The sequence below is a fragment of the Pseudarthrobacter sp. alpha12b genome (assembly GCF_054130495.1).
Genome location: NZ_CP196746.1, coordinates 1,970,975 through 1,990,280, shown reverse-complemented (window position 1 = coordinate 1,990,280; position 19,306 = coordinate 1,970,975). Strand labels below are relative to the sequence as shown.

At 63.9% G+C, this 19,306-nt stretch carries 12 protein-coding genes and 1 pseudogene; 8 read left to right on the top strand and 5 right to left on the bottom strand.

The window, feature by feature from the left end:
* The first annotated feature begins 75 nt into the window (after positions 1-75).
* Genes ACTAQI_RS09065 through ACTAQI_RS09050 form a run of 4 tightly spaced genes read left to right on the top strand, consistent with a single transcriptional unit; the run spans position 76 to position 8,422 of the window.
* Positions 76-717, top strand: a complete 642-nt coding sequence (locus ACTAQI_RS09065; RefSeq protein ID WP_457950682.1) for a hypothetical protein — start codon at positions 76-78, stop codon at positions 715-717.
* The gene (locus tag ACTAQI_RS09060; protein WP_457950681.1) at positions 714-2,018 is read left to right on the top strand and encodes an AAA family ATPase; all 1,305 of its coding nucleotides are present in this window, start codon (positions 714-716) and stop codon (positions 2,016-2,018) included. Before ACTAQI_RS09065 ends, ACTAQI_RS09060 begins: the two co-directional genes overlap by 4 nt.
* A 55-nt stretch (positions 2,019-2,073) precedes the next feature.
* Positions 2,074-6,927, top strand: a complete 4,854-nt coding sequence (locus ACTAQI_RS09055) for an NAD-glutamate dehydrogenase (RefSeq protein WP_457950680.1) — start codon at positions 2,074-2,076, stop codon at positions 6,925-6,927.
* A 28-nt stretch (positions 6,928-6,955) separates the two neighbouring features.
* Positions 6,956-8,422 carry a sensor histidine kinase gene (locus ACTAQI_RS09050; RefSeq protein ID WP_457950679.1) on the top strand — a complete coding sequence of 489 codons (1,467 nt, stop codon included), beginning with the start codon at positions 6,956-6,958 and terminating at the stop codon, positions 8,420-8,422.
* A 144-nt stretch (positions 8,423-8,566) separates the two neighbouring features.
* Here ACTAQI_RS09050 and ACTAQI_RS09045 read toward each other — a convergent pair whose 3' ends face one another.
* Entirely contained in the window at positions 8,567-8,815 is a 249-nt protein-coding gene (locus ACTAQI_RS09045) for a WhiB family transcriptional regulator (protein WP_003804966.1), read from the bottom strand.
* A 228-nt stretch (positions 8,816-9,043) separates the two neighbouring features.
* Here ACTAQI_RS09045 and ACTAQI_RS09040 point away from each other — a divergent pair, with 228 nt between their 5' ends.
* Entirely contained in the window at positions 9,044-9,532 is a 489-nt protein-coding gene (locus ACTAQI_RS09040) for a hypothetical protein (protein ID WP_457950678.1), read from the top strand.
* Between the two features lie 62 nt (positions 9,533-9,594).
* On the opposite strand, the gene ACTAQI_RS09035 is transcribed toward ACTAQI_RS09040, so the two are convergent.
* Positions 9,595-13,677 (bottom strand): FtsK/SpoIIIE domain-containing protein, encoded by a 4,083-nt coding sequence (locus ACTAQI_RS09035; RefSeq protein ID WP_457950677.1) that lies wholly within the window; start codon positions 13,675-13,677, stop codon positions 9,595-9,597.
* 183 nt (positions 13,678-13,860) lie between these two features.
* Between ACTAQI_RS09035 and ACTAQI_RS09030 the strand changes: the two genes are divergently transcribed.
* From ACTAQI_RS09030 to ACTAQI_RS09020, 3 genes are all read left to right on the top strand, one after another.
* Positions 13,861-14,445: an acyltransferase gene (locus tag ACTAQI_RS09030; RefSeq protein ID WP_457950676.1), complete on the top strand. Its 585-nt coding sequence runs from the start codon at positions 13,861-13,863 to the stop codon at positions 14,443-14,445.
* A 124-nt stretch (positions 14,446-14,569) separates the two neighbouring features.
* Complete coding sequence (glf, locus tag ACTAQI_RS09025; protein WP_457950675.1) at positions 14,570-15,757, top strand: UDP-galactopyranose mutase; 1,188 nt, start codon at positions 14,570-14,572, stop codon at positions 15,755-15,757.
* Entirely contained in the window at positions 15,754-17,724 is a 1,971-nt protein-coding gene (locus ACTAQI_RS09020) for a glycosyltransferase (protein ID WP_457950674.1), read from the top strand. The genes glf and ACTAQI_RS09020 overlap by 4 nt, the downstream gene beginning before the upstream one ends.
* A gap of 431 nt (positions 17,725-18,155) precedes the next feature.
* On the opposite strand, the pseudogene ACTAQI_RS09015 reads toward ACTAQI_RS09020, so the two are convergent.
* The 3 genes and pseudogenes from ACTAQI_RS09015 to ACTAQI_RS09005 form a co-directional block, all read right to left on the bottom strand.
* A pseudogene (locus ACTAQI_RS09015) lies at positions 18,156-18,283 on the bottom strand (transposase); the annotation flags it as partial.
* A 227-nt stretch (positions 18,284-18,510) separates the two neighbouring features.
* Entirely contained in the window at positions 18,511-18,651 is a 141-nt protein-coding gene (locus ACTAQI_RS09010) for a hypothetical protein (protein WP_457951135.1), read from the bottom strand.
* 21 nt (positions 18,652-18,672) lie between these two features.
* Positions 18,673-18,906 carry a transposase gene (locus tag ACTAQI_RS09005; protein WP_457951025.1) on the bottom strand — a complete coding sequence of 78 codons (234 nt, stop codon included), beginning with the start codon at positions 18,904-18,906 and terminating at the stop codon, positions 18,673-18,675.
* Positions 18,907-19,306: the final 400 nt, after the last annotated feature.

The window sequence follows — 19,306 nt, the reverse complement described above, 5'->3', positions numbered from 1 at the left end:
TCGCCGGGGCTTGCGGTAACAATGAGGAGTCCGGACCACAGCGGGCAGGTCCGGTATACCTAGGGGGAGAGCGGGATGGTTCCTGAGTCAAGCGCCACTGCACCACGGCTGAAGCGTCCATCGTGGAAGGATCCGCGGCTGCTGGTCGGCGTTCTCCTGGTCCTGGTATCCATCGCGGGGGTCACCTTCCTCATCGGCAGTGCAGACCGCACCACAGAGGTCTTCGCCGCGCGGGACGGCATTGCCGTTGGTGAGCGCCTGACGCCTGAGAACGTGATCCGCGCCAAGGTCCGCCTGGGCGATACGGAACAGCACTACATCACGGTGGAGGATGGACTGCCCCAGGACGTCGTCGCCATGCAGCGGATCGCAAAGGACCAGTTGGTTCCCAGGGCAAGCCTCGGTGGGGTGGACCAGCTGAACCGGAAACCAGTAGCCCTCAGCATCACGCAGACCTTGCCGTCACAGGCAGTCGCCGGTGCCAGGGTGGACGTCTGGGTGGCCCAGCCGGATGCGAAAAACGGATTCAGCGAGCCGAAGCTGCTCCTCCCCGGAGCGGAAATCGCTGAGGTCACCACCGGATCCACTGCCCTTGGATCGTCGAAGACCACCGTGCTGATGGTCTTGGTCGAGGACAAGCAGATGCCTGCACTGCTGGGGGCCCAGGCCAATGACGCCAAAATATCCGTTGTGTGGAATCCGGGCGGCGCGCGATGAGCATCCCGGTTGTCACCGTGGGCCAGAGCCGGGAGGATCTGGTGGGCGGCCTTGAACGACTCCACGGTCCGGTTACGGTGGTTCGAAGATGCGCGGAACTTCCCGAGCTTCTCGCGGCCTGTCAGAGCGGACTGGCCAGGGCTGCCGTGGTGGCCGAGGGCTGCGAGGGTCTGACTGCTTCCCTCGTTGACCGCCTTGGAGCTGTTGGGGTGGCGGTCATCGCACTGACGGACAGCGATGAGGAGGCGGCAAGGCTCCGCAAAATTGGTGTCGCCTCGGCGCTGACGGGCGTTGAGTCCGCGGAACTTTCGGACAGGATCGCAGATGCCGTTGCCCAACTGACAGGTGCGGCCCGTCCAGCCAACCTGAGCGCGGCCGCCGACACCGGGGCGGCACTGACCACAGATCCCATCCAGCCGGAGCTTGACGCGGAAGAACGCCCAACCGGAAAGCTCATCGTCGTCTGGGGCCCCGCGGGGTCGCCCGGCAGGACCACGATCGCGGTGAACATCGCCGGGGAGATGGCAGCCGACGGCCGGGATGTCCTGCTGGTCGATGCCGATACATACGGTGCCAGCGTCGCGGCCGTGCTGGGTCTCCTGGATGAGTCGGCAGGGCTTGCCCAGGCCTGCCGGCTTGCCGACCAGGGTCTGTTGGACGCGGACGCCCTCCGGAAAGTGGCCGCCACCGTCGCCACCGCGTCCGGGACCTTCCGGGTGCTTACGGGCATAACCCGCGCGGACCGATGGACCGAGCTCCGCGCCACTGCCTTGGCGCTGGTTCTCGAGCGGGCCCGGCAGATTGCCGACGTTGTGGTGGTCGATACCGGCTTTTGCCTGGAGGCGGATGAGGAACTGAGCTTCGACACCATGGCACCGCGACGGAACGCAGCGACACTGCGTCCGCTGGAACTGGCCGACGCCGTCTATGCCGTTGGCGCTGCTGATCCCGTGGGCGTACCCCGGATGGTGCGTGCCCTTGCCGAACTGGAAGGGGCGGTACCGCAGGCGTCACCCACTGTTGTCATGAATAAGGTGCGTTCCTCCTCCGTGGGGAGAGCGCCGGAACGCCAGCTGCTGGACGCGTGGGAACGGTATGGCCCCGCTTCCGAGCTCAAGGCGTTCCTGCCCTACGACCCCGCCGCCGCAGATTCAGCACTTCTGGCAGGATCATTGTTGCTCGAAGTCGCCCCGGATTCCGCTCTTCGGCGTGCGATCCGTGGGCTGGTTTGTGCACCTGACCATCGAAAAGCCAAATCCTCTGTATTTTCTTCCACACCACGGCGAAGGGCAAGAGACTAGGCTCGCCATAAGAGCTGCAAAGGTGCGGCGAATATCTCTGATGGAGGCGTTGTCGATGTCGTCTGGATCCAGTGTGGAGGACCAGCCCCTCTCCATTGAAGGCCTTGAAGGTTTCATGGGGGACTACTACCAGCACCTGGCTGAGGAGGATGCCCGAAGCTACCCTCGCGATGTCCTGGAGGCCCGTGCCGAGGAGCACCGCCGGACAGCATCGGTCCGGCAGCCCGGGCAGGCAAAAGTCTCGATTGTCGACGAAGAGGACAGCAGCGTCATCTTCGTCGTCACTGACGACATGCCGTTCCTGGTTGATTCCGTCAACGCCGAACTTGTCCGGCAGCACGCGGCCATCAGACTCGTTGTCCACCCGCTTTTTGTAGCCAGCAGGAACCGGGAAAGCGGTGAACTGGTCAAGGTCAACAGGGTCCCGGCGCACCTGGGCATTTCCAGCGGGGACACCGCGGCAATGCCCAACCTTTCCCACCTCATCGCGCAGGGCGACAACGCCTCGCACATGGAGTCCTGGATTGCCGTCGAAATCCACCGCATCTCCGACGAAGCGAAGACCTCCCTGCTCGCGGGCCTGACGCGCGTCCTGAAGGACGTCCGGGCCGCCGTCGAGGATTGGCCCCGGATGCGCCAAAAGGCACTGGAGATCGCCGAGAGCCTGGACCGGGTTGCAAACTCCGCACAGATTGCCGAAGTGCGGCAGGCCAAGGACCTGCTGCGGTGGCTCGACGACGGGAACTTCACGTTCCTGGGTTACCGTGAATACGACCTGCTCAACGTCGACGGCGAAGATGTCCTGGAACTGCGCGAGGACAGCGGCCTCGGCCTGCTGCGCGCGGCCGCAGACTCCCCGCACATCCAGCACCTCACCGACACCGGCCGCAAAAAGGCGCGGGAGAAGCGCGCCCTCGTCATCACCAAAGCCAATTCACGTTCCACGGTGCACCGTTCGGCCTACCTGGACTACATCGGCATTAAAAGTTTTGACGCTGCGGGCAACGTGAACGGCGAGCGCCGCTTCATCGGATTGTTTGCCACCAGCGCCTACGCCGGTTCCGTCCGCGACATTCCCATCGTCAGGGAAAAGGTGGACGCCGTGTTGCAGAACGCTGGCTTCCCGCCGGACTCCCACTCGGGCAAGGACCTCCTGGGAATCCTTGAAACCTACCCCCGCGATGAGCTGTTCCAGATTGAAATTCCCGATCTTGCCGCGACCGCGCTTGGTATCCAGAAACTGCAGGAACGGCGGCGCACCCGGCTGTTCCTGAGGCCCGACATTTACGGGCGTTTCATGTCCGCCGTCGTCTACCTGCCCCGCGACCGCTACACCACCAATGTCAGGCTCCGCATCGAACAGGAACTGCGGGAAACCTTCCAGGCAGTCTCGATCGACTACGAAGCCCGCATGACCGAGTCGGCGCTGGCGCGTTTGTTTTTCCGTATCAGGCTGCCCAAAGACGCCGACGTCAGCCACGTCAACAGCGACGAGCTGGAAAAGCGGCTGGTCCGCGCGGCGAGGTCCTGGAGTGAAGGCATCGCCGAGGTCCTGCGCGAGGGCCGGGATGCAACCGAGGCCAAGGAACTCGCCGCCATGTGGGCCGAGGCGTTCCCTGCCAGCTACCGGGTGGACTACGAAGTAGAGGACGCGCTCGAAGACATTGCGCGGTTCGAAAAGTACGGGGCCGCCTCCGAACGGACCACCGGGGCCCGGCAGGACCGGCCCGGTGTTCACGTGTACCTCCCCGAAGGTGCCGGTGCCACGCTGGAGGAGGATGCCCGGGTCAAGCTCTACATGCTGGAGCCAAAGAGCCTGAGCCAAATCCTGCCGTATTTCCATAACCTCGGGCTCGAGGTCCTGGATGAACGTCCCTTTGAAATCGAAACCGCAGACCACCGGGACTTCTTCCTGTATGACCTGGGGCTGAAATACCCCGCGGGAGTGGACCCGCTGTCCACAGGCGAGCTTCTTGCCGACTCCTTTGGCGCGGCCGTCACCGGTGCTGCCGAATCGGACAACTTTGACCGCCTGGTGCTGCGGGAGCGGTTGCATTGGCGGCAGATCACGGTGCTGCGCGCCTACGCCCGGTACATGCGCCAGATGGGCAACAGCAGTTCCTTCGGCTTCATGGCGGACACGCTCCTGGCCAACCCGGACGTGACCAAGGGGCTGAGCGCACTTTTCGCGGCCCGCTTTGATCCCGCCCTCAGCGATGGCGGACGCGCTGAGGCGCAGGCTTCCGTGCGGCAGGAACTCGCAGCCTCGATCGAGAAGGTGGCCACCCTGGACGCCGACCGCGTGCTGCGCACCTTCGTCAACCTCATCGAGGCCACCCTTCGCACCAACTTTTACCAGAACAAGCCGCACCTGAGCTTCAAGCTGGATCCCGCCCGGATTGAAGGACTGCCGTTCCCGCGGCCCATGTTCGAAATTTGGGTTTACGCCCCGCGGGTCGAGGGCGTGCACCTTCGGTTCGGCAAGGTTGCCCGCGGCGGGCTCCGCTGGTCGGACCGGCGGGAGGACTTCCGGACTGAAGTGCTGGGCCTGGTGAAGGCGCAGACGGTGAAGAACGCCGTCATCGTCCCCACCGGCGCGAAGGGCGGCTTCTTCGCCAAGCAGCTCCCGGATCCCTCCACGGACCGGGCGGCCTGGATGGCGGAAGGCGTTGAAAGCTACAAGACGTTCATCCGCGGGCTGCTGGATCTCACTGACAACCTCCTCACTGAAGGCGACGGCGAGAAGGTTGTGCCGCCGTCGAACGTTGTCAGGCATGACGACGACGACTCCTACCTGGTGGTCGCCGCTGACAAGGGAACGGCTACTTTCTCGGACATCGCCAACGGGCTGTCCGCGGAGTACGGCTTCTGGCTCGGTGACGCCTTCGCCTCGGGCGGTTCCGTGGGGTACGACCACAAGGCCATGGGCATCACCGCACGGGGCGCCTGGGAATCGGTGAAGCGGCACTTCAGCGAGCTGGACCTGGATACGCAAACCCAGCCCTTCACCGTGGTGGGCGTGGGGGACATGTCCGGCGACGTGTTCGGCAACGGCATGCTCCTGTCCCGGCATATCCGCCTGCTTGCCGCCTTCGACCACCGGCACATCTTCCTGGATCCTAATCCGGATGAGGAATCCTCGTTTGCGGAGCGGCGAAGGCTGTTCGAACTGCCCAGGTCCTCATGGGACGACTATGACAAGTCGCTGATCAGCGACGGCGGCGGGGTCTTCGCCCGGCAGACCAAGTCCATCCCGGTCTCCACTCAGGTGCGGGCCGCGCTGGGGCTTCCGGCGGAGACAACCGAACTCAGCCCTCCCGAACTCCTGCGTGCCATCCTGCTGGCCCCCGCGGACCTGCTGTACAACGGTGGCATCGGGACCTACGTCAAGGCGGCCTCCGAGTCCAACGCATCCGTGGGCGACAAGGCCAACGATGCGATCCGCGTGGACGGCAGGGACCTGCGCGTCAAGGTGGTGGGCGAAGGCGGCAACCTGGGCATGACCCAGCGCGGCCGGATTGAGGCAGCCCTGCAGGGGGTCATCCTCAATACCGACGCAATCGACAACTCCGCCGGCGTGGATTGCTCCGACCACGAGGTGAACATCAAGATCTTCGTCGACCGGATGGTCGCGGCCGGCAAGCTGCCGGCCGGGGAACGCGCAGACTTCCTCGCATCCATGACCGATGAAGTGGGCCGGCTGGTCCTTGAGGACAACATCGACCAGAACATCCTGCTTCTGAACGACCGGACCCGGGTGGCGGAGTGGAGCCCCAGCTACGAACGTCTCATGGACTGGCTGGAGAAGAGCGCGGACCTGAAGCGCGACCTCGAGGCGCTGCCCACCACAGAAACACTGCGGGAACGGCTGCAGCAGGGACAGGGCCTGACCTCTCCGGAGCTGTCAGTGCTGGCCGCCTACGCCAAGATCGAGCTGGCATCGGCCCTGCGGGACAGCGATCTTGCAGACGACCCTTGGTTCCGGGACACGCTGCGTTCCTACTTCCCGCACCAGCTGCGCGAACGCTTCGACGCCGAGCTGGACACCCACCCGCTGCGCCGGGAGATCATCGCCACAGTGGTGGCGAACGACATGATCAACCTCGGCGGCATCACCTTCGCGTTCCGGGTCATGGAGGAAACCTCGGCCAGTGAAGTTGCTGTGGCGAAGGCCTTCGTGGCGCTGCGCGAGGTGTACGAACTGGATGCGATGGTGGGGGAGCTGAACAACCTTCCTGCTGCGTTCCCCACGGAGCACTGGAGCACGGTCCACCTTGATATCCGGCGGCTCCTCGACCGGGCAGTCCGGTGGCTGCTCAGCCAGGAAAGTGTTTCCCGTCCCATCGCCGAGGTTGTGGCAGAGTTCAAGCCGCTGATGGATCCCATGCGCGCCCGGTTGCTGGACTACCTGCGCGGCGACGACCGCGAGCGGGTGGCAGCCTGGCTGGCAAAGGGCCGCGAGTGGGAACTCCCCGAAGGCCTTGCGCTGCGCTGGGCGGAGCTGTTCGAGAGCTTCGTGCTGCTGGACATCGCCAAGATCGCCCGCTCACGGAAGGACCCGGTCGAGGAGATCGCGGCTGTTTACTACACAGTATTCAACCGCTTCCACGCGGACTCGCTGCTTGAACGGATCAGCAGCCTGCCCCGGCAGGACCGGTGGCAGGCGCTGGCACGGGCAGCCTTGCGCGATGATCTGTACTCGACAGTGTCGGACATGACGACGGCGGTGCTGGACGCTACGTCTGCGGCCGAGTCCCCGGATGCCCGGCTCGAGGACTGGGAGGCACAAAATGCCGAGCAGTTGGGCAGGGCAAAGAGTATGTTCGACGAGGTGAACGCATTGGAGGCCGACGACATGGCCTCACTGTCGGTAGCATTGAGGCTCTTGAGGTCAATCGTCCGGCGCTAGAAAATCAGGCGCCGCAACTGGAGGTGCAGTGGCAATCTTTACGGACCCCATCAGGGAGCATGCTGATTTCGGGCCTGGCGATGCCGAGTGGCTGCACCTCCTGGTGGGGGACTGGCAGATGGTGGCGGACCTTGCGTTCGCCGACCTGGCGCTCTGGTTCCCCCACCCGGACCTCGGCTATATCGCCTTGGCCCACGTACGCCCCTCCACCACGCACACGGCGTTCCACAGCGACTTTGTGGGCGAGGGAATCCGGTCCGACCTGCAGCCGCTCGTGGACAAGGCGTGGAATTCACGGTCCATCGAGCGGTCCAGCGAGACGAACTGGAACAGCGAGATGGCGCTGCGGGTGGAGGCGGTCCCCATGGTGCGTAACGGCCGGACGCTTGCGGTTGTCACCACCCACATGGACCTGTCCAGCTCACGGATGCCGTCCAGGCTGGAATTGACGTACCGGCAGTGCGCGTATGATCTCCTGCGGATGGGGACACTGGGGTTATGGCCGGACTTTGCCTCACCCACGGGCTCCCGCCGGGGAGCTCCCCGCGTGGGCGACGGGCTGATCAGGCTGGATGCCGACGGCGTGGTTCAATACGCGAGCCCCAACGGAGTTTCGGCCTTCCGCCGCCTGGGTGACGGGGAATCCCTTGAAGGACGCTCGCTCGCTGAAGTCACTGCCGGCCTGCTCAAGGACCGCCGGCTGGTCGATGAGACCCTGCCTCTTGTCGTCACCGGCCGGATGCCCTGGCGCAGCGAGATTGAGTCCAGGGGAGTCAGCCTGTCCCTGCGGGCCATTCCGCTCCGGGACGAGCAGCAGCGGTTCGGCGCCCTGGTTCTCTGCCGGGACGTCTCAGAACTGCGCCGCCGAGAGATGGAACTGGTGACCAAGGACGCCACCATCCGCGAAATCCACCACCGGGTCAAGAACAATCTCCAGACTGTGGCCGCGCTGCTGCGGATGCAGTCAAGGCGCATGGTGAGCGATGAAGCAAAGCAGGGCCTGGAACAGGCGATGCGCCGCGTGGCAACCATAGCACTGGTCCACGAAACGTTGTCGCAGGGACTGACGCAGAGTGTTGATTTCGACGAACTGATTGGGCGCCAGTTCCGGCTCTCTGCGGAAGTGGCTTCCCCTTCCCAGCAGGTCAGGACCGAACGCTCCGGCACCTTCGGTGAGCTCCCCAGCGATCTCGCCACCCCGCTTGCCCTGGTCATCAACGAACTGGTAACCAATGCTGTGGAGCACGGCCTCGAGGGGAGGGCGGGAACCGTGTGGCTCGTTGCCGACCGCTCCGAAGGGGATGACGGTGAAGAGCTGACCGTGACCATCGCCGACGACGGGGTGGGCCTTCCGCAGACCCCCCACGTTGAGGGCCTGGGCCTGCAGATTGTGCGGACGCTCGTTACCAGTGAGCTGGGCGGGACCATCACATGGGAGCGCCGCGAGGGCGGCGGAACCGAGGTCAAGATCCGGCTCAGCCTGGCCGGCAAGTAGAAAGCGGGGTCCGGTCAGTGATTGTCCTGGCCGGAACCGATGGTGAAAATGACAAAGGCCCCGGGACGGTCCATGTGGATTGTCCCGGGGCCTCTGTGTGCCGGTTGCGCCGTTCTCAGCCGACGCTTTGCCGGTGCCGGGCTCCTAGGAAGCGCGGCGTGCGCGGGCAGCGCGCCGCTTAAGGGCGCGACGCTCGTCTTCGCTCATGCCGCCCCAAACGCCGGCGTCCTGGCCGGACTCGAGGGCCCACTGCAGGCAGGTGTCGACAACGGGGCACCGGCGGCAGACGCTCTTGGCTTCCTCGATCTGCAGGAGCGCCGGTCCGGTATTCCCAACGGGGAAGAACAGTTCCGGGTCCTTGTCGAGGCACGCTGCGCGGTTACGCCAATCCATGCTGATCAGTTGCTCCATTTCTGGGAAGGCCTTTGTGAAATTATTCACTAGTGGCTACAAAGGAAAGGGGCCCTCTGGGCCCCCTTGGTCATCTGCATCAAGCCTGTCATGTTAACGCTGTGTAAACAAGGGGTAATAACGCCCGATATCCCATGAAACCTGAGCGATGCATCACAGTGGCGGCTCCGGCCCTCACCAGTGTCCGACTATGTCCGGTAGGGTGCCAGTGTGTCAAGACCCCCGGTAAATCCATCAGGTACCCCCTCCTCTTCCGACGATCCCGGCAGCAGCCCCGACCGCACAGTCGATGGGCGGCCGGGCCCCGTCCCCGGGGCAGTCTGGGTGGTGGCGGTCGTGGCCGCTGCCGAAGCTACGGCCCTCCTGGCGGCGGCAGGCTGGTATGCCTACGAACTGTTCAGTGGCAGTCCTGTCTTGTCCTTCTGGGGTGCCGTCTTCACCCTGGGGCTCCTCCTGGCTTTTTCGGTGTGGCTGTATTCAGTGGCAGTCTTCCTCTACCGGGGTTACCGGTGGACCAGGGCGGCTGCGTTGGTAGCGCAGTTGTTTGTCCTCACTATCGGGGTGCCCGCGATAACCAGCGGCCTGGTTTTTGCCGGACTGGCAATGCTGGTTCCGGCGGTCATCGCCATCGTCCTGCTGTTTTCCAACAAAGTGGTCCACCATGCCTCCCGTACGGGGAGTGCGCCCCCAACTCTCTGACCCGGGCCTGCATCTTCCCTCCCAATCGACTGGAGCTGTGCCTCTGCTGGAACGGCCGCCGGTCATTCTTCTGCTCCCGCCCAAGCCACCTGGACGGGGGCGGAGCGGCCGCCGGAGATCAGGGCAGCGCGTCCCGGCGGGGGATGGGACTCAACGTCGAACCGTATCCCGAAGAGGTCGCCATCGGCCATTGACCGCGGGCCAAGCAGAAGCCCGACGCCCGAAGCCCGGGCATTCATGATCAGCGGGACGCGATGGAGAAGCATTGGACTGTAAGCAGCAGTTACCACCAAGGAGTGGCCGAGCGTATGCAGATCGCCCAGATCCCTCAACACTGACGGGCCGAGTTGGTCGACGTCGTCAACCAGCAGCGTGGTTTCCCGCGGCAAATTACCACTATCCGCCTGCAACAGCATGTCCGCCCAAAAATCTCCCGCGGCCTGGGGTGGCCCATGGTGCGTGCACCACAGGTGCCCGGGGTTGAGTACCTCCAACGCGGACAGGGCATTGCTCTTGCCGCTTCCGGGGTTGCCAAGAACGGCAAGTACACCGCTGAACGGAATACGGAACGATGCTGCGGCGAGCTCATCCCCGGCCACTCCCAGGAAGACGTCGCCTTGTCTCCCCAGGGTTACCGACCGCATGGCCTCTCGTCCCTTAGCCAGCGGTTCCTGGCCTGAGTGGGCTCGGACTGATGGAGATCGTGCCGGAGGCCGTCCTGCCATCGCTCCAACCTGCTTGACACTGATTTTTGCCGGGAGGGGTTCCACCCGGAATGGCGGCGACGAGGCAGGCGGGTATGCGCCGCTTTTACCCAACGATTCCGGGGCAGGGCAGCGATAGAACTGGCAGACAGCCGGGCCGTCACTCGAGACAGGGCCGAAGGCAGCAGCCCTCCCTTGGATGGCAGGCATCGAATGCATTCGGGGCCACATGGCGCGGCCCTCTTCGGTGGAACCGGCCGGAAAGTAGAAACGGTTGGGAAGAGCGCCAAAGTACCGTGCGGTGACAAGCTCGCGCTCCCCGGAGAGCAGCAGCGTGATCCCGGCTCTGGCACCGTCGCGGACGAGGTCATGGACCAGATCCTCAGCCCAGGCCAACGGCCCTGACCGGAAGGCCGAGACCCAGGACCCCCAACCGGAGACGACGAGGACAATCGGCACCTTCCCGGAAGCTGGATGGCGCAGCCGTTGACCCATCTCCTGGACAAGCCGCTCCAGGATCCGTACTCCCCGGCGCAGGTCGTCCAGTCCTGCCCGCGCGCCAAGGCGGCCTGCTTTGACCAGCGGCAGAAAACCTCCCGCGGCGTCCAGGATATAGAAGTGGACCTCCCCGGGTCCGGTTATCAGTTTGTGGACGGCCAGTTCCAGGGCCGCCCCGGCGCCGGACGCAGGACTGCCGATGAACGCTGCGTGGCTGTGGCGCGCAGGGCTCCACACGAGGGCTTCCACCCGTTGCTTTTCGGGCACGTCCATCAGGCCGAGGCGAACGTCCCCTGCCGGGATCACCGGTTCAAGAGGCCAAGAGCCGGGGACCGTAAAACCGGAGGATGGACCACCCGGAGCGGGTTCTTCCGGGTCCGCCGGCAGTGGAGCGGCGACAGGCCTTCTGGGGAGCAGCTTCTCCTGCTGCGTGCAGAGGCTCTTCACCATGGCTGCCAGCGGTTCCACCGCCTGGGCGGGGGGTGGCACAGGGCCGGCCGCGTTGCCCGGTTCAGCTACCTGGCCGGCGAGAAAGTCCACTGTTTTTTGGACACTAACGACGCGGGAGCCTCCGCCTGCGGTCACCGACCCCAGGGATGCCGCCTGGAACTCCTCCGCGGCCTCCGCCCCGCGTGCCAGGAAGGCTCGGCCTGGAGCGTCGACACTGATGGCCGCAGCGCTTTTGCAATTGACGATATCGACCGACTCCATGTCGGATTGCACCCGGAGGGCGATGCTGGACGTGACGTTTGCACGGATGTCCGCCGTCAGTGCTCCCTGCGGCCTCTGCGTTGCCATGATCAGATGGATGCCCAGGGAGCGCCCGATCGATGCTATCCGCAGCAACTCACGGAGCGCTTCCGGCGCATCGTCAACCAGCATCCTGAACTCGTCGATGACGATGACGAGGTGGGGAAGGACAAAGTCCTCCGCCGCGGTGCTGGAGCGATAGGCGGATATGTCCGGTACCCGGGCCGCGGAAAGGCACCTCTCACGGAGCTGCACCTCGGCGCGGAGCGAGGTCAGTGTTCGCTCCATTTCGGAGCTGGAAAGGTCCGTCTGCAGTCCCACGCAGTGGACGAGGTCACTCAGTGGACCAAGCCCTGAACCGCCCTTGAAATCGATGAAGAAGAAGTTCACCCGCTCGGGCGGATAGCTGAGTGCGAGTGCCAGCGTGAGGCTCCGAAGCAGTTCCGACTTCCCGGAGCCGGTGGTGCCGGCCACCAGGAGGTGGGGCCCGTCGGACTGCAGATCCAGGGTCTTCGTTCCAGATGCACTGCGCCCAAGTGGCACGGCCAGTCCGTCATTGAGCGCGCCGGAGCCCCATCGGTCCGCAGTAGCCGCAAGCGTCAGGGGCAGGACTTCGTCAAGGCTGCAGGCAGCGGGAACGGATCTCACCTGTTCATTGTCCTGCCGCCGTGCGCCTGCCATGCGCCGGCAGAAGCCGGTGAACACATGGCCCGGCACCAGGTCGGGCACAAATACGGTCTCACGGAGGTCTTGCAGCAGGACCGACCTGCGCTCGGAGAGAAAAAGGTCAGGTGCGGGCATGCCTCCATCTTCAGGCAGGAAGTGAAGTACCTGCCATCCCCGACGGATCGCCGAGTCACGTACCGAATCATCAGCGGCCCCGGTAGATCTTTCCCCCAGAATCAAAAGGACTGCGCGTTCGCAGCCACGGGGATGGCTGCTATTTACAACACTGAGGGCGGCCTGTGGTGTTGCCGTAAGAGTCACCCCGGGAAGATACCGTGCAGCGAGGGGCAGGCTTTCTGGCTGTCCATGAACGAGGACGTGCGTCGTACCCGCGCGCGGGTACCCTTCCAGCTGCATGAGAAAGGACCGGAGGGCGCCATCGGTGGCGGACCGCGGACCGCCGATGGTGGTCAGCTGGCGGTCGGGGTCGAGTACGACGGGAACCATTCCTGCCGGCGGAACCGATGGGCCGGCACCTGTTGTTTCAATCCTGACATTGGCCACCTGTTCTGTCTGGCCCAGCCGCAACCAAATGCCGTCGCCGCCCGAGCCGGGACTGAACGTCTCCTTGGCCCGATGTGCTGCCAACGCAACGAGGGACAGGGAAGGGGCGCTCCGCCGTCGGCGGTCCCTGTCTTCCGCGACAGCGGCCCGCACGGCGACGGACAGTTCCCGTCTCTGCCGCCGTCCGCTGATAGCGGGCACAAGGACGGAGAATGCGGACGCCGCGGAAAAGGCAAGGAACATCCACATTCCGGTGAGGACAGCCAGCAGCACCCCGATTGCCAGCGGGAGAACTGCGGTCAAAACCAGTACTGCACGGTTTCCTGCGTCAGCACGGGCGCGCACCACGATGGGCTCCGCAACAGTATTTCCTGCATCTGAAAGTGCCCGGCCGGGCGGATCCGCAAAGACCAGCGATAAGGTCGATTGGCCGCACCGGATGCTGGAATCCGTGGAGATGACCTTGGTCCGGATCCTTTCACCGTCGACATACGTGCCGTTGGCACTGTCCAGGTCAATCAACAGAATGTCCGTGTCCGTGACCACAACCCGTGCGTGTTCACGCGACAGCTCCGGATCCGGGATGACTATCCGGGTGCCGCTTCGGCCAATGCTGTAACTGCCGCGCCGTAACGGCACCACCGTTCCTGCTGCTGCTCCGCTGTCGATGGCGAGGGCCAGGGGTGCCGCAGCTTCAGGTGCCGGCCCGCGCCGGGGCCGCCGGCTTGAAGGGGCGGTGCCGCCGTCGACAAGGATCGCCGCCTCTACAAGCGGCGGCACGCCGAGGACCAGGGATCGCAGGTCTTCCCCATCCACGGTGATGACGCCCGCGCCAAACTTCTGCACCAACTGCTCGTGAATGACGAGGCCTTCCGTGCCGGCGGGAGCGTCAATGGATAGCTCCACCGGTGGCCGGAAATGCGCTGATTCCGAGGCGCCAACCAGTGTGCAATTAAGAGTCATGGGTTGCTGATCCTTCGTGCATGTACCCACACGCTAGTTACAGCGGGCAGCGCTGGGGAGACGCCCTGGAACCTATGTGGATAAACGTGTGGTTTCCGGGCTCCCTGGAAGGGGACAGCCCGGTTAGGATCACTACACCCCTGGGCCTGGCCAGGTGGTCCGACAGCTGCGAAAGGAGCCACCGTGAGCACGATCGCTGACAGCGCGGACGTCGATGCCGGCGCCCAGATAGGGGCAGGCAGCAAGGTTTGGCATCTCGCACAGATCAGGGAGGCGGCACGCCTGGGGGAGAACTGCGTCATTGGCCGTGGCGCGTACATCGGCCCCGGAGTGGTCCTGGGGGAGAACTGCAAGGTCCAGAATTACGCGCTGGTATACGAGCCCGCAGTCCTGGAGGCCGGAGTCTTTATTGGCCCGGCGGCGGTGCTTACCAATGACGTCTTTCCCCGCGCCATAAATCCCCAGGGCAGCCTGAAGACGGAGGACGACTGGAACAAGGTGGGCGTCACCATCCGGCGGGGAGCCGCCATCGGTGCCCGGGCAGTCTGTATAGCACCCATGACCATCGGTGCGTGGGCGATGGTGGCGGCAGGCGCCGTCGTTACCAAGGACGTGCCGGACTTTGCCCTTATGGCGGGGGTTCCCGCGCGCCGCATCGGATGGGTGGGGAAGGCGGGCCAGCCGCTCCGGCAGGAGGGAGGGCAGTGGATCTGTCCGGCGACGGGGGATGCTTACCTTGAGGAGGACGGGGTTCTGCGCGCTGGCTGATGCAAGTGTGTGTGCCGCCTCACAGCGGGCAGGCTGATTCGACGGCCCGTCCAGTCCCTCGGGTAGGCTGGAGCAGCAGACAATGCGCATCATTGCGCTGCCCGCATTCGAACCAGGAGATTTTGTGACCGCTGACCTCGTCATCGTAGGGTCCGGCTTTTTTGGCCTGACAATCGCAGAACAGGCCGCCACTGAGCTCGGCCTGAAGGTCGTCGTCATCGACCGTCGCCATCACATCGGCGGCAACGCGTACAGCGAAAAGGAAGAGCAGACCGGGATTGAAATCCACCGGTACGGCGCCCACCTTTTCCACACCTCCAACGAGCGGGTGTGGGAGTACGTCAACAGGTTCACCACCTTCACGGACTACGTGCACAAGGTCTATGGCGTCCACAAGGGCGAGGTCTATTCGCTGCCCATCAACCTGGCTACCATCAACCAGTTCTTCCGGGCCAACCTCACACCCGGCCAGGCGAGGGACCTCATCCAGGAGCAGGCCGGCGAGCTGGCGGGAACCGACCCGCAAAACCTGAACGACAAAGGCATACAGCTGATCGGCCGCCCGCTGTATGAAGCGTTCATCAAGCACTACACCGGGAAGCAGTGGCAGACGGATCCCAAGGACCTGCCGGCTGGCATCATCTCCCGGCTGCCCGTGCGCTACAACTACGACAACCGTTACTTCAACGACAAGTACGAGGGCCTCCCCACCAACGGTTACACCGCGTGGATCGAAAAGATGGCGGAGCACCCGAACATCGAGGTGCGGCTCAACACCGATTTCTTCGATGAGTCCCACGAGTACAGCAAGAACAAAGTGGTGGGCAACATCCCCGTGATTTACACCGGCCCGGTTGACCGCTACTTCGACTACGCCGAGGGTGACTTGTCCTGGCGCACCATCGACTTCGAGGAAGAAGTACTTGAGGTGGGCGACTTCCAGGGCACGTCCGTTGTGAACTACAACGACGACGATGTCCCCTACACCCGCATTATCGAACCCCGCCACTTCCACCCGGAGCGCGAGTACCAGACCGAAAAGACGGTCATCATGCGTGAGTTCTCGCGTTTCGCCGAGAAGGGCGACGAGCCCTATTACCCGGTGAACACCTCCGCTGACAGGGAGCGGCTGCTCAAGTATCGTGACCTTGCCGCGGCGGAGAGGGATGTCCTGTTCGGCGGTCGGTTGGGCACCTACAAGTACCTGGACATGCATATGGCCATCGGTGCTGCGCTGAGCATGTTCGACAACAAGATCAGGCCGCACTTCGAAAGCGGCGCAAAGCTGGAAAGCGGAGGCGTAGACGCATGAGCGGATCGCCGGGCTGGGCGACACTCCAGCGGGTGATCTTCCCGCCGGAATCCGGAGTTGACACGATGTCGCTCTACGCGGACCCTGGCCCGGCATCAGGAATACGCTTCCGGGAAAGCGATGAGTCGGCGCGAAATCCCAAACGGGCAGAGGAAAAGCTGCGCCTTGTAGGCTCCAGTCAACGGGAGGTGCACTTCGACGACCTGTTGTCCCGATTTTCCATCAGGGTGCGTTCCGGGGAACAGATCTCGCTGGGGACGTATTTCAACGCATTTCCTGCCAGTTACTGGCGCCGGTGGACACATCTGCGTGAGGTTCGCCTGGTGGTTGAAACTTCCGGACACGGATCCATCACCGTCTACAAATCGAACGCGCGCGGCACCATTCAACGTGTTGAGGGGACGCGGGTCGACGGCGACGCACGAACCGAGTTCAACCTCTCCATCAAACCCTTCGGGGACGGTGGGTGGTACTGGTTTGACCTGGCCTCAAGCCGGGGCGACCTCATTCTGGGTGAGGCCCGCTGGGAGGGGGCGCCCGCGGAGCGACCCCTCGAGTCAGCCACCATCCAGATCACCACAATGAACAAACCGGACTTCTGCCTTGCCAACGTCCGTGCTCTGGCAGAACACCCGGAAGCGCTCGAAGTGGCCAGGGAAGTGCTGATTGTTGACCAGGGCACAGTAAAGGTTGCCGACCAACCCGGCTTTGCGGAGTTGGCAGCCCTCATCGGTCCCAAGCTCCGAGTGATCAACCAAGCGAACCTGGGTGGTTCCGGAGGATTTGCCCGCGGAATGTATGAAGCCGTTGAAAACGGCAGTGACTACGTTCTGCTCCTGGATGACGACGTTGTGATGGAGCCCGAAAGCGTCCTGCGCATGATGGCCTTCTCCGGCCGGTGCCGGAAGCCCACAATTGTGGGTGGACACATGTTCGACCTGTACAGCCGCAGCACGTTGTACTCGATGGGCGAGACGATCGATTCCCGGCGGTTCTCACCAAGCCAGCCCCACCAGGACATGGAGATGCGGCACGATTTCAGTGTGTCGAACCTCCGGCAGACGCCCTGGCTTCACAGGCGTGTTGACGTCGACTACAACGGGTGGTGGATGTGCTTGATACCCACTTCCGTAATACGCGACATTGGCCTGCCGCTGCCGTTGTTCATCAAGTGGGACGACTCGGAGTATGGGCTGCGCGCCAGGGCCGCCGGCTACCGGACAGTGTCGTTGCCCGGCGCGGCGCTGTGGCACATCTCATGGATTGATAAAGACGATCTGGTCGGGTGGCAGGCATACTTCCATAACCGCAACCGCCTGATAACCGCTCTGCTCCACAGCCCCCATCCAAAGGGCGGCTCCGTGTTGCGGGAATCTTTCCAGGAGGACGTGAAGCACCTCGTTTCGCTCCAGTACTTCACTGCGCAGAACCGTCTGATGGCCCGGTCGGACCTAATGACCGGTCCAGCCCACCTTCACCCGTCCCTCGTCACGAAACTGGCAAGCATCAACAAGCTGCGGGACTCCTTCCCCGATGCACAGCTGCATGAAGACATAGACGATTTTCCCGCACCTTCCCTCGGGGCAGGGCTTTCGGGGCAGGGTGACAGCCAGATGCCCGCGAAGAAGGACATGGTCAAGTGGGGCCTGACGACAGTTGCCCGGCAGTTGCTCAAGCAGCCCTCCGCGGCCTCGCTTGAACGCCCGCAGGGTTACCTTGCCCACGTCGACAACAGGTGGTTCCGGACGGCGCAGTTTGATTCCGTCGTAGTGTCCAATGCCGAGGGGACGGCTGCCTCGTGGTACAAGCGTGATCCCAAAAAACTCAAAGCCATGCTGAGCCAGTCGGCTCTTCAGCACGCGGCGCTGTACAAGAACTGGGACGCGCTGGCAGCTGACTACCGCTCAGCGCTTGCGGATTTGGTATCGATGGCGGCTTGGCGGAGAACCTTCCACGGGGAAGGCTGATATGTAGTTTTGGTTGTCAATGGGCATCGGTGGGCGGCTCCCGGATTTGGTTCCGGGGGCCGCTTTTCCTGTGCGGTCCGGTCTGGAGGGGTGTGTTGGCGGGTCTTGTGTCGACGGTTAGGTCCGACTGCTCATAGTCGTTTCTCGAGTTGTCTTTGGATGCTGCCGTGCACATTTCCGCCCGTTCCTGAAGGCACGCTGTTGCCGGAGTGGGGCCATGCGTTGCCCTTGCTGCAGCGGAGTGGCTAATGACCAGCACCAGCCTGCCAGCTCAAGGGCGATCGTAGTGTTGTCCTTGATTGACATCTTGTATCGGTTATCGAAGCCTCGCTGGTTGTGATGCAGCCGGTGGTTTCTTTCCAGGCCGCTGACGCGCGTTGCCGGGGCGACAAGCACAAGCTGGCGCAGCAGCCGTTCCCCTGGCCGGGCATAGGGACGGCGGCGCTGGCGGCCGCTTCGATCAGGAATTTGCGGCGTAGGTGTTCCCGGCCTTGGTGATCGGGCCCTGGTGCCGGGACGGGCCGGAGGACTCCTCGCTGGGGACCAAGCCAGGATAGGACCCGATGGTCGAGCCGGGAAAGCGGCTCTTCGCGGTTCGTGGGGAAATGGATTCCTGGAATGAGCGTGATACCGCCGTCCGGACGGCACTTCTCCAGAGAATAACTGACTTGTAGTTGGTGGCGTTGCGGTATCCGCGAGCCGTGCGTTTGATGTTCTTGATTGCTGTGTTGTGGCCTCGACCTTGCCGATAGTGGCGCCGGTGATGATGAGTACTTCGATCTGTTATCAGCGCCTGCAGACGGTGCGGTAGAGCCTGTTCGTCACCGGCCGTGCGGCTGCCTTCACCAGTTCCTCCAGTACTTCCTTGGCCGCGGCGGCGTCCTCCAGTGAGCTTGTTCGGAGCAGGCTTCGGAGTTGTTCCTGCACTTTCCATACGGCCTGGGGGTCTCAGTGGGATCGTCCCACGGTGAACACTTCCTTGAGACAAGCGGGGGCCCGGTAACTGAGGGTGTCGCCACGGCGCAGCAGGAGCATGCGGTGCGCCCAGGCTTTATCGATGGCCCGTCCGCGGCCGCCCATGACCAGCTGGGAAAGGTTCTGCGGGGTCTCCGTCATGGCCTGATTAGCTAGCGTGAAGAGGTGGAAACGATCGACAGCGACAGCGGTGCGCGGAAGCCACATCCGCAACGCTTTCCGGAAGGCCGCCGGGGGATCGATCGCCACGACCTGCACCCCAGGCGCCACTCCAATGTCGGGCGAACAGCCAGTCCCCGACGCCCTTGTGGTTCCTTCCGTCGACGAGACCATGGACATGTGCAGTGTCCAGGTCAACGGTCGTTGTCATCCACGGCTCGAACCGCGTCCACGCCTTCGTTGACGGGTCCTGGAAGTAGCGAACTGACCGGAACCGGTGTTCATCGATGCCGAGCATTCGGGGGCTGAACTCGTCGACGTCCGGCAGTTGCAGCAGGAAGGCCTCAGTCACGGCTGCCCGGACCGTTCCCCCAGACACGGCGAAGCCGGCCGCTGTTTCAGCCACCCCCCGACTTGAGCGGATGACCGCGTACACGAGCTGGTCCCG

Bases quoted from the DNA above. Each gene is read 5' to 3' on its own strand.
- ACTAQI_RS09065 (WP_457950682.1), top strand. From the start codon at position 76: ATGGTTCCTGAGTCAAGCGCCACTGCACCACGGCTGAAGCGTCCATCG.
- ACTAQI_RS09060 (WP_457950681.1), top strand. From the start codon at position 714: ATGAGCATCCCGGTTGTCACCGTGGGCCAGAGCCGGGAGGATCTGGTG.
- ACTAQI_RS09055 (WP_457950680.1), top strand. From the start codon at position 2,074: ATGTCGTCTGGATCCAGTGTGGAGGACCAGCCCCTCTCCATTGAAGGC.
- ACTAQI_RS09045 (WP_003804966.1), bottom strand. From the start codon at position 8,815: ATGGATTGGCGTAACCGCGCAGCGTGCCTCGACAAGGACCCGGAACTG.
- ACTAQI_RS09035 (WP_457950677.1), bottom strand. From the start codon at position 13,677: ATGACTCTTAATTGCACACTGGTTGGCGCCTCGGAATCAGCGCATTTC.
- ACTAQI_RS09020 (WP_457950674.1), top strand. From the start codon at position 15,754: ATGAGCGGATCGCCGGGCTGGGCGACACTCCAGCGGGTGATCTTCCCG.
- ACTAQI_RS09005 (WP_457951025.1), bottom strand. From the start codon at position 18,906: ATGTGGCTTCCGCGCACCGCTGTCGCTGTCGATCGTTTCCACCTCTTC.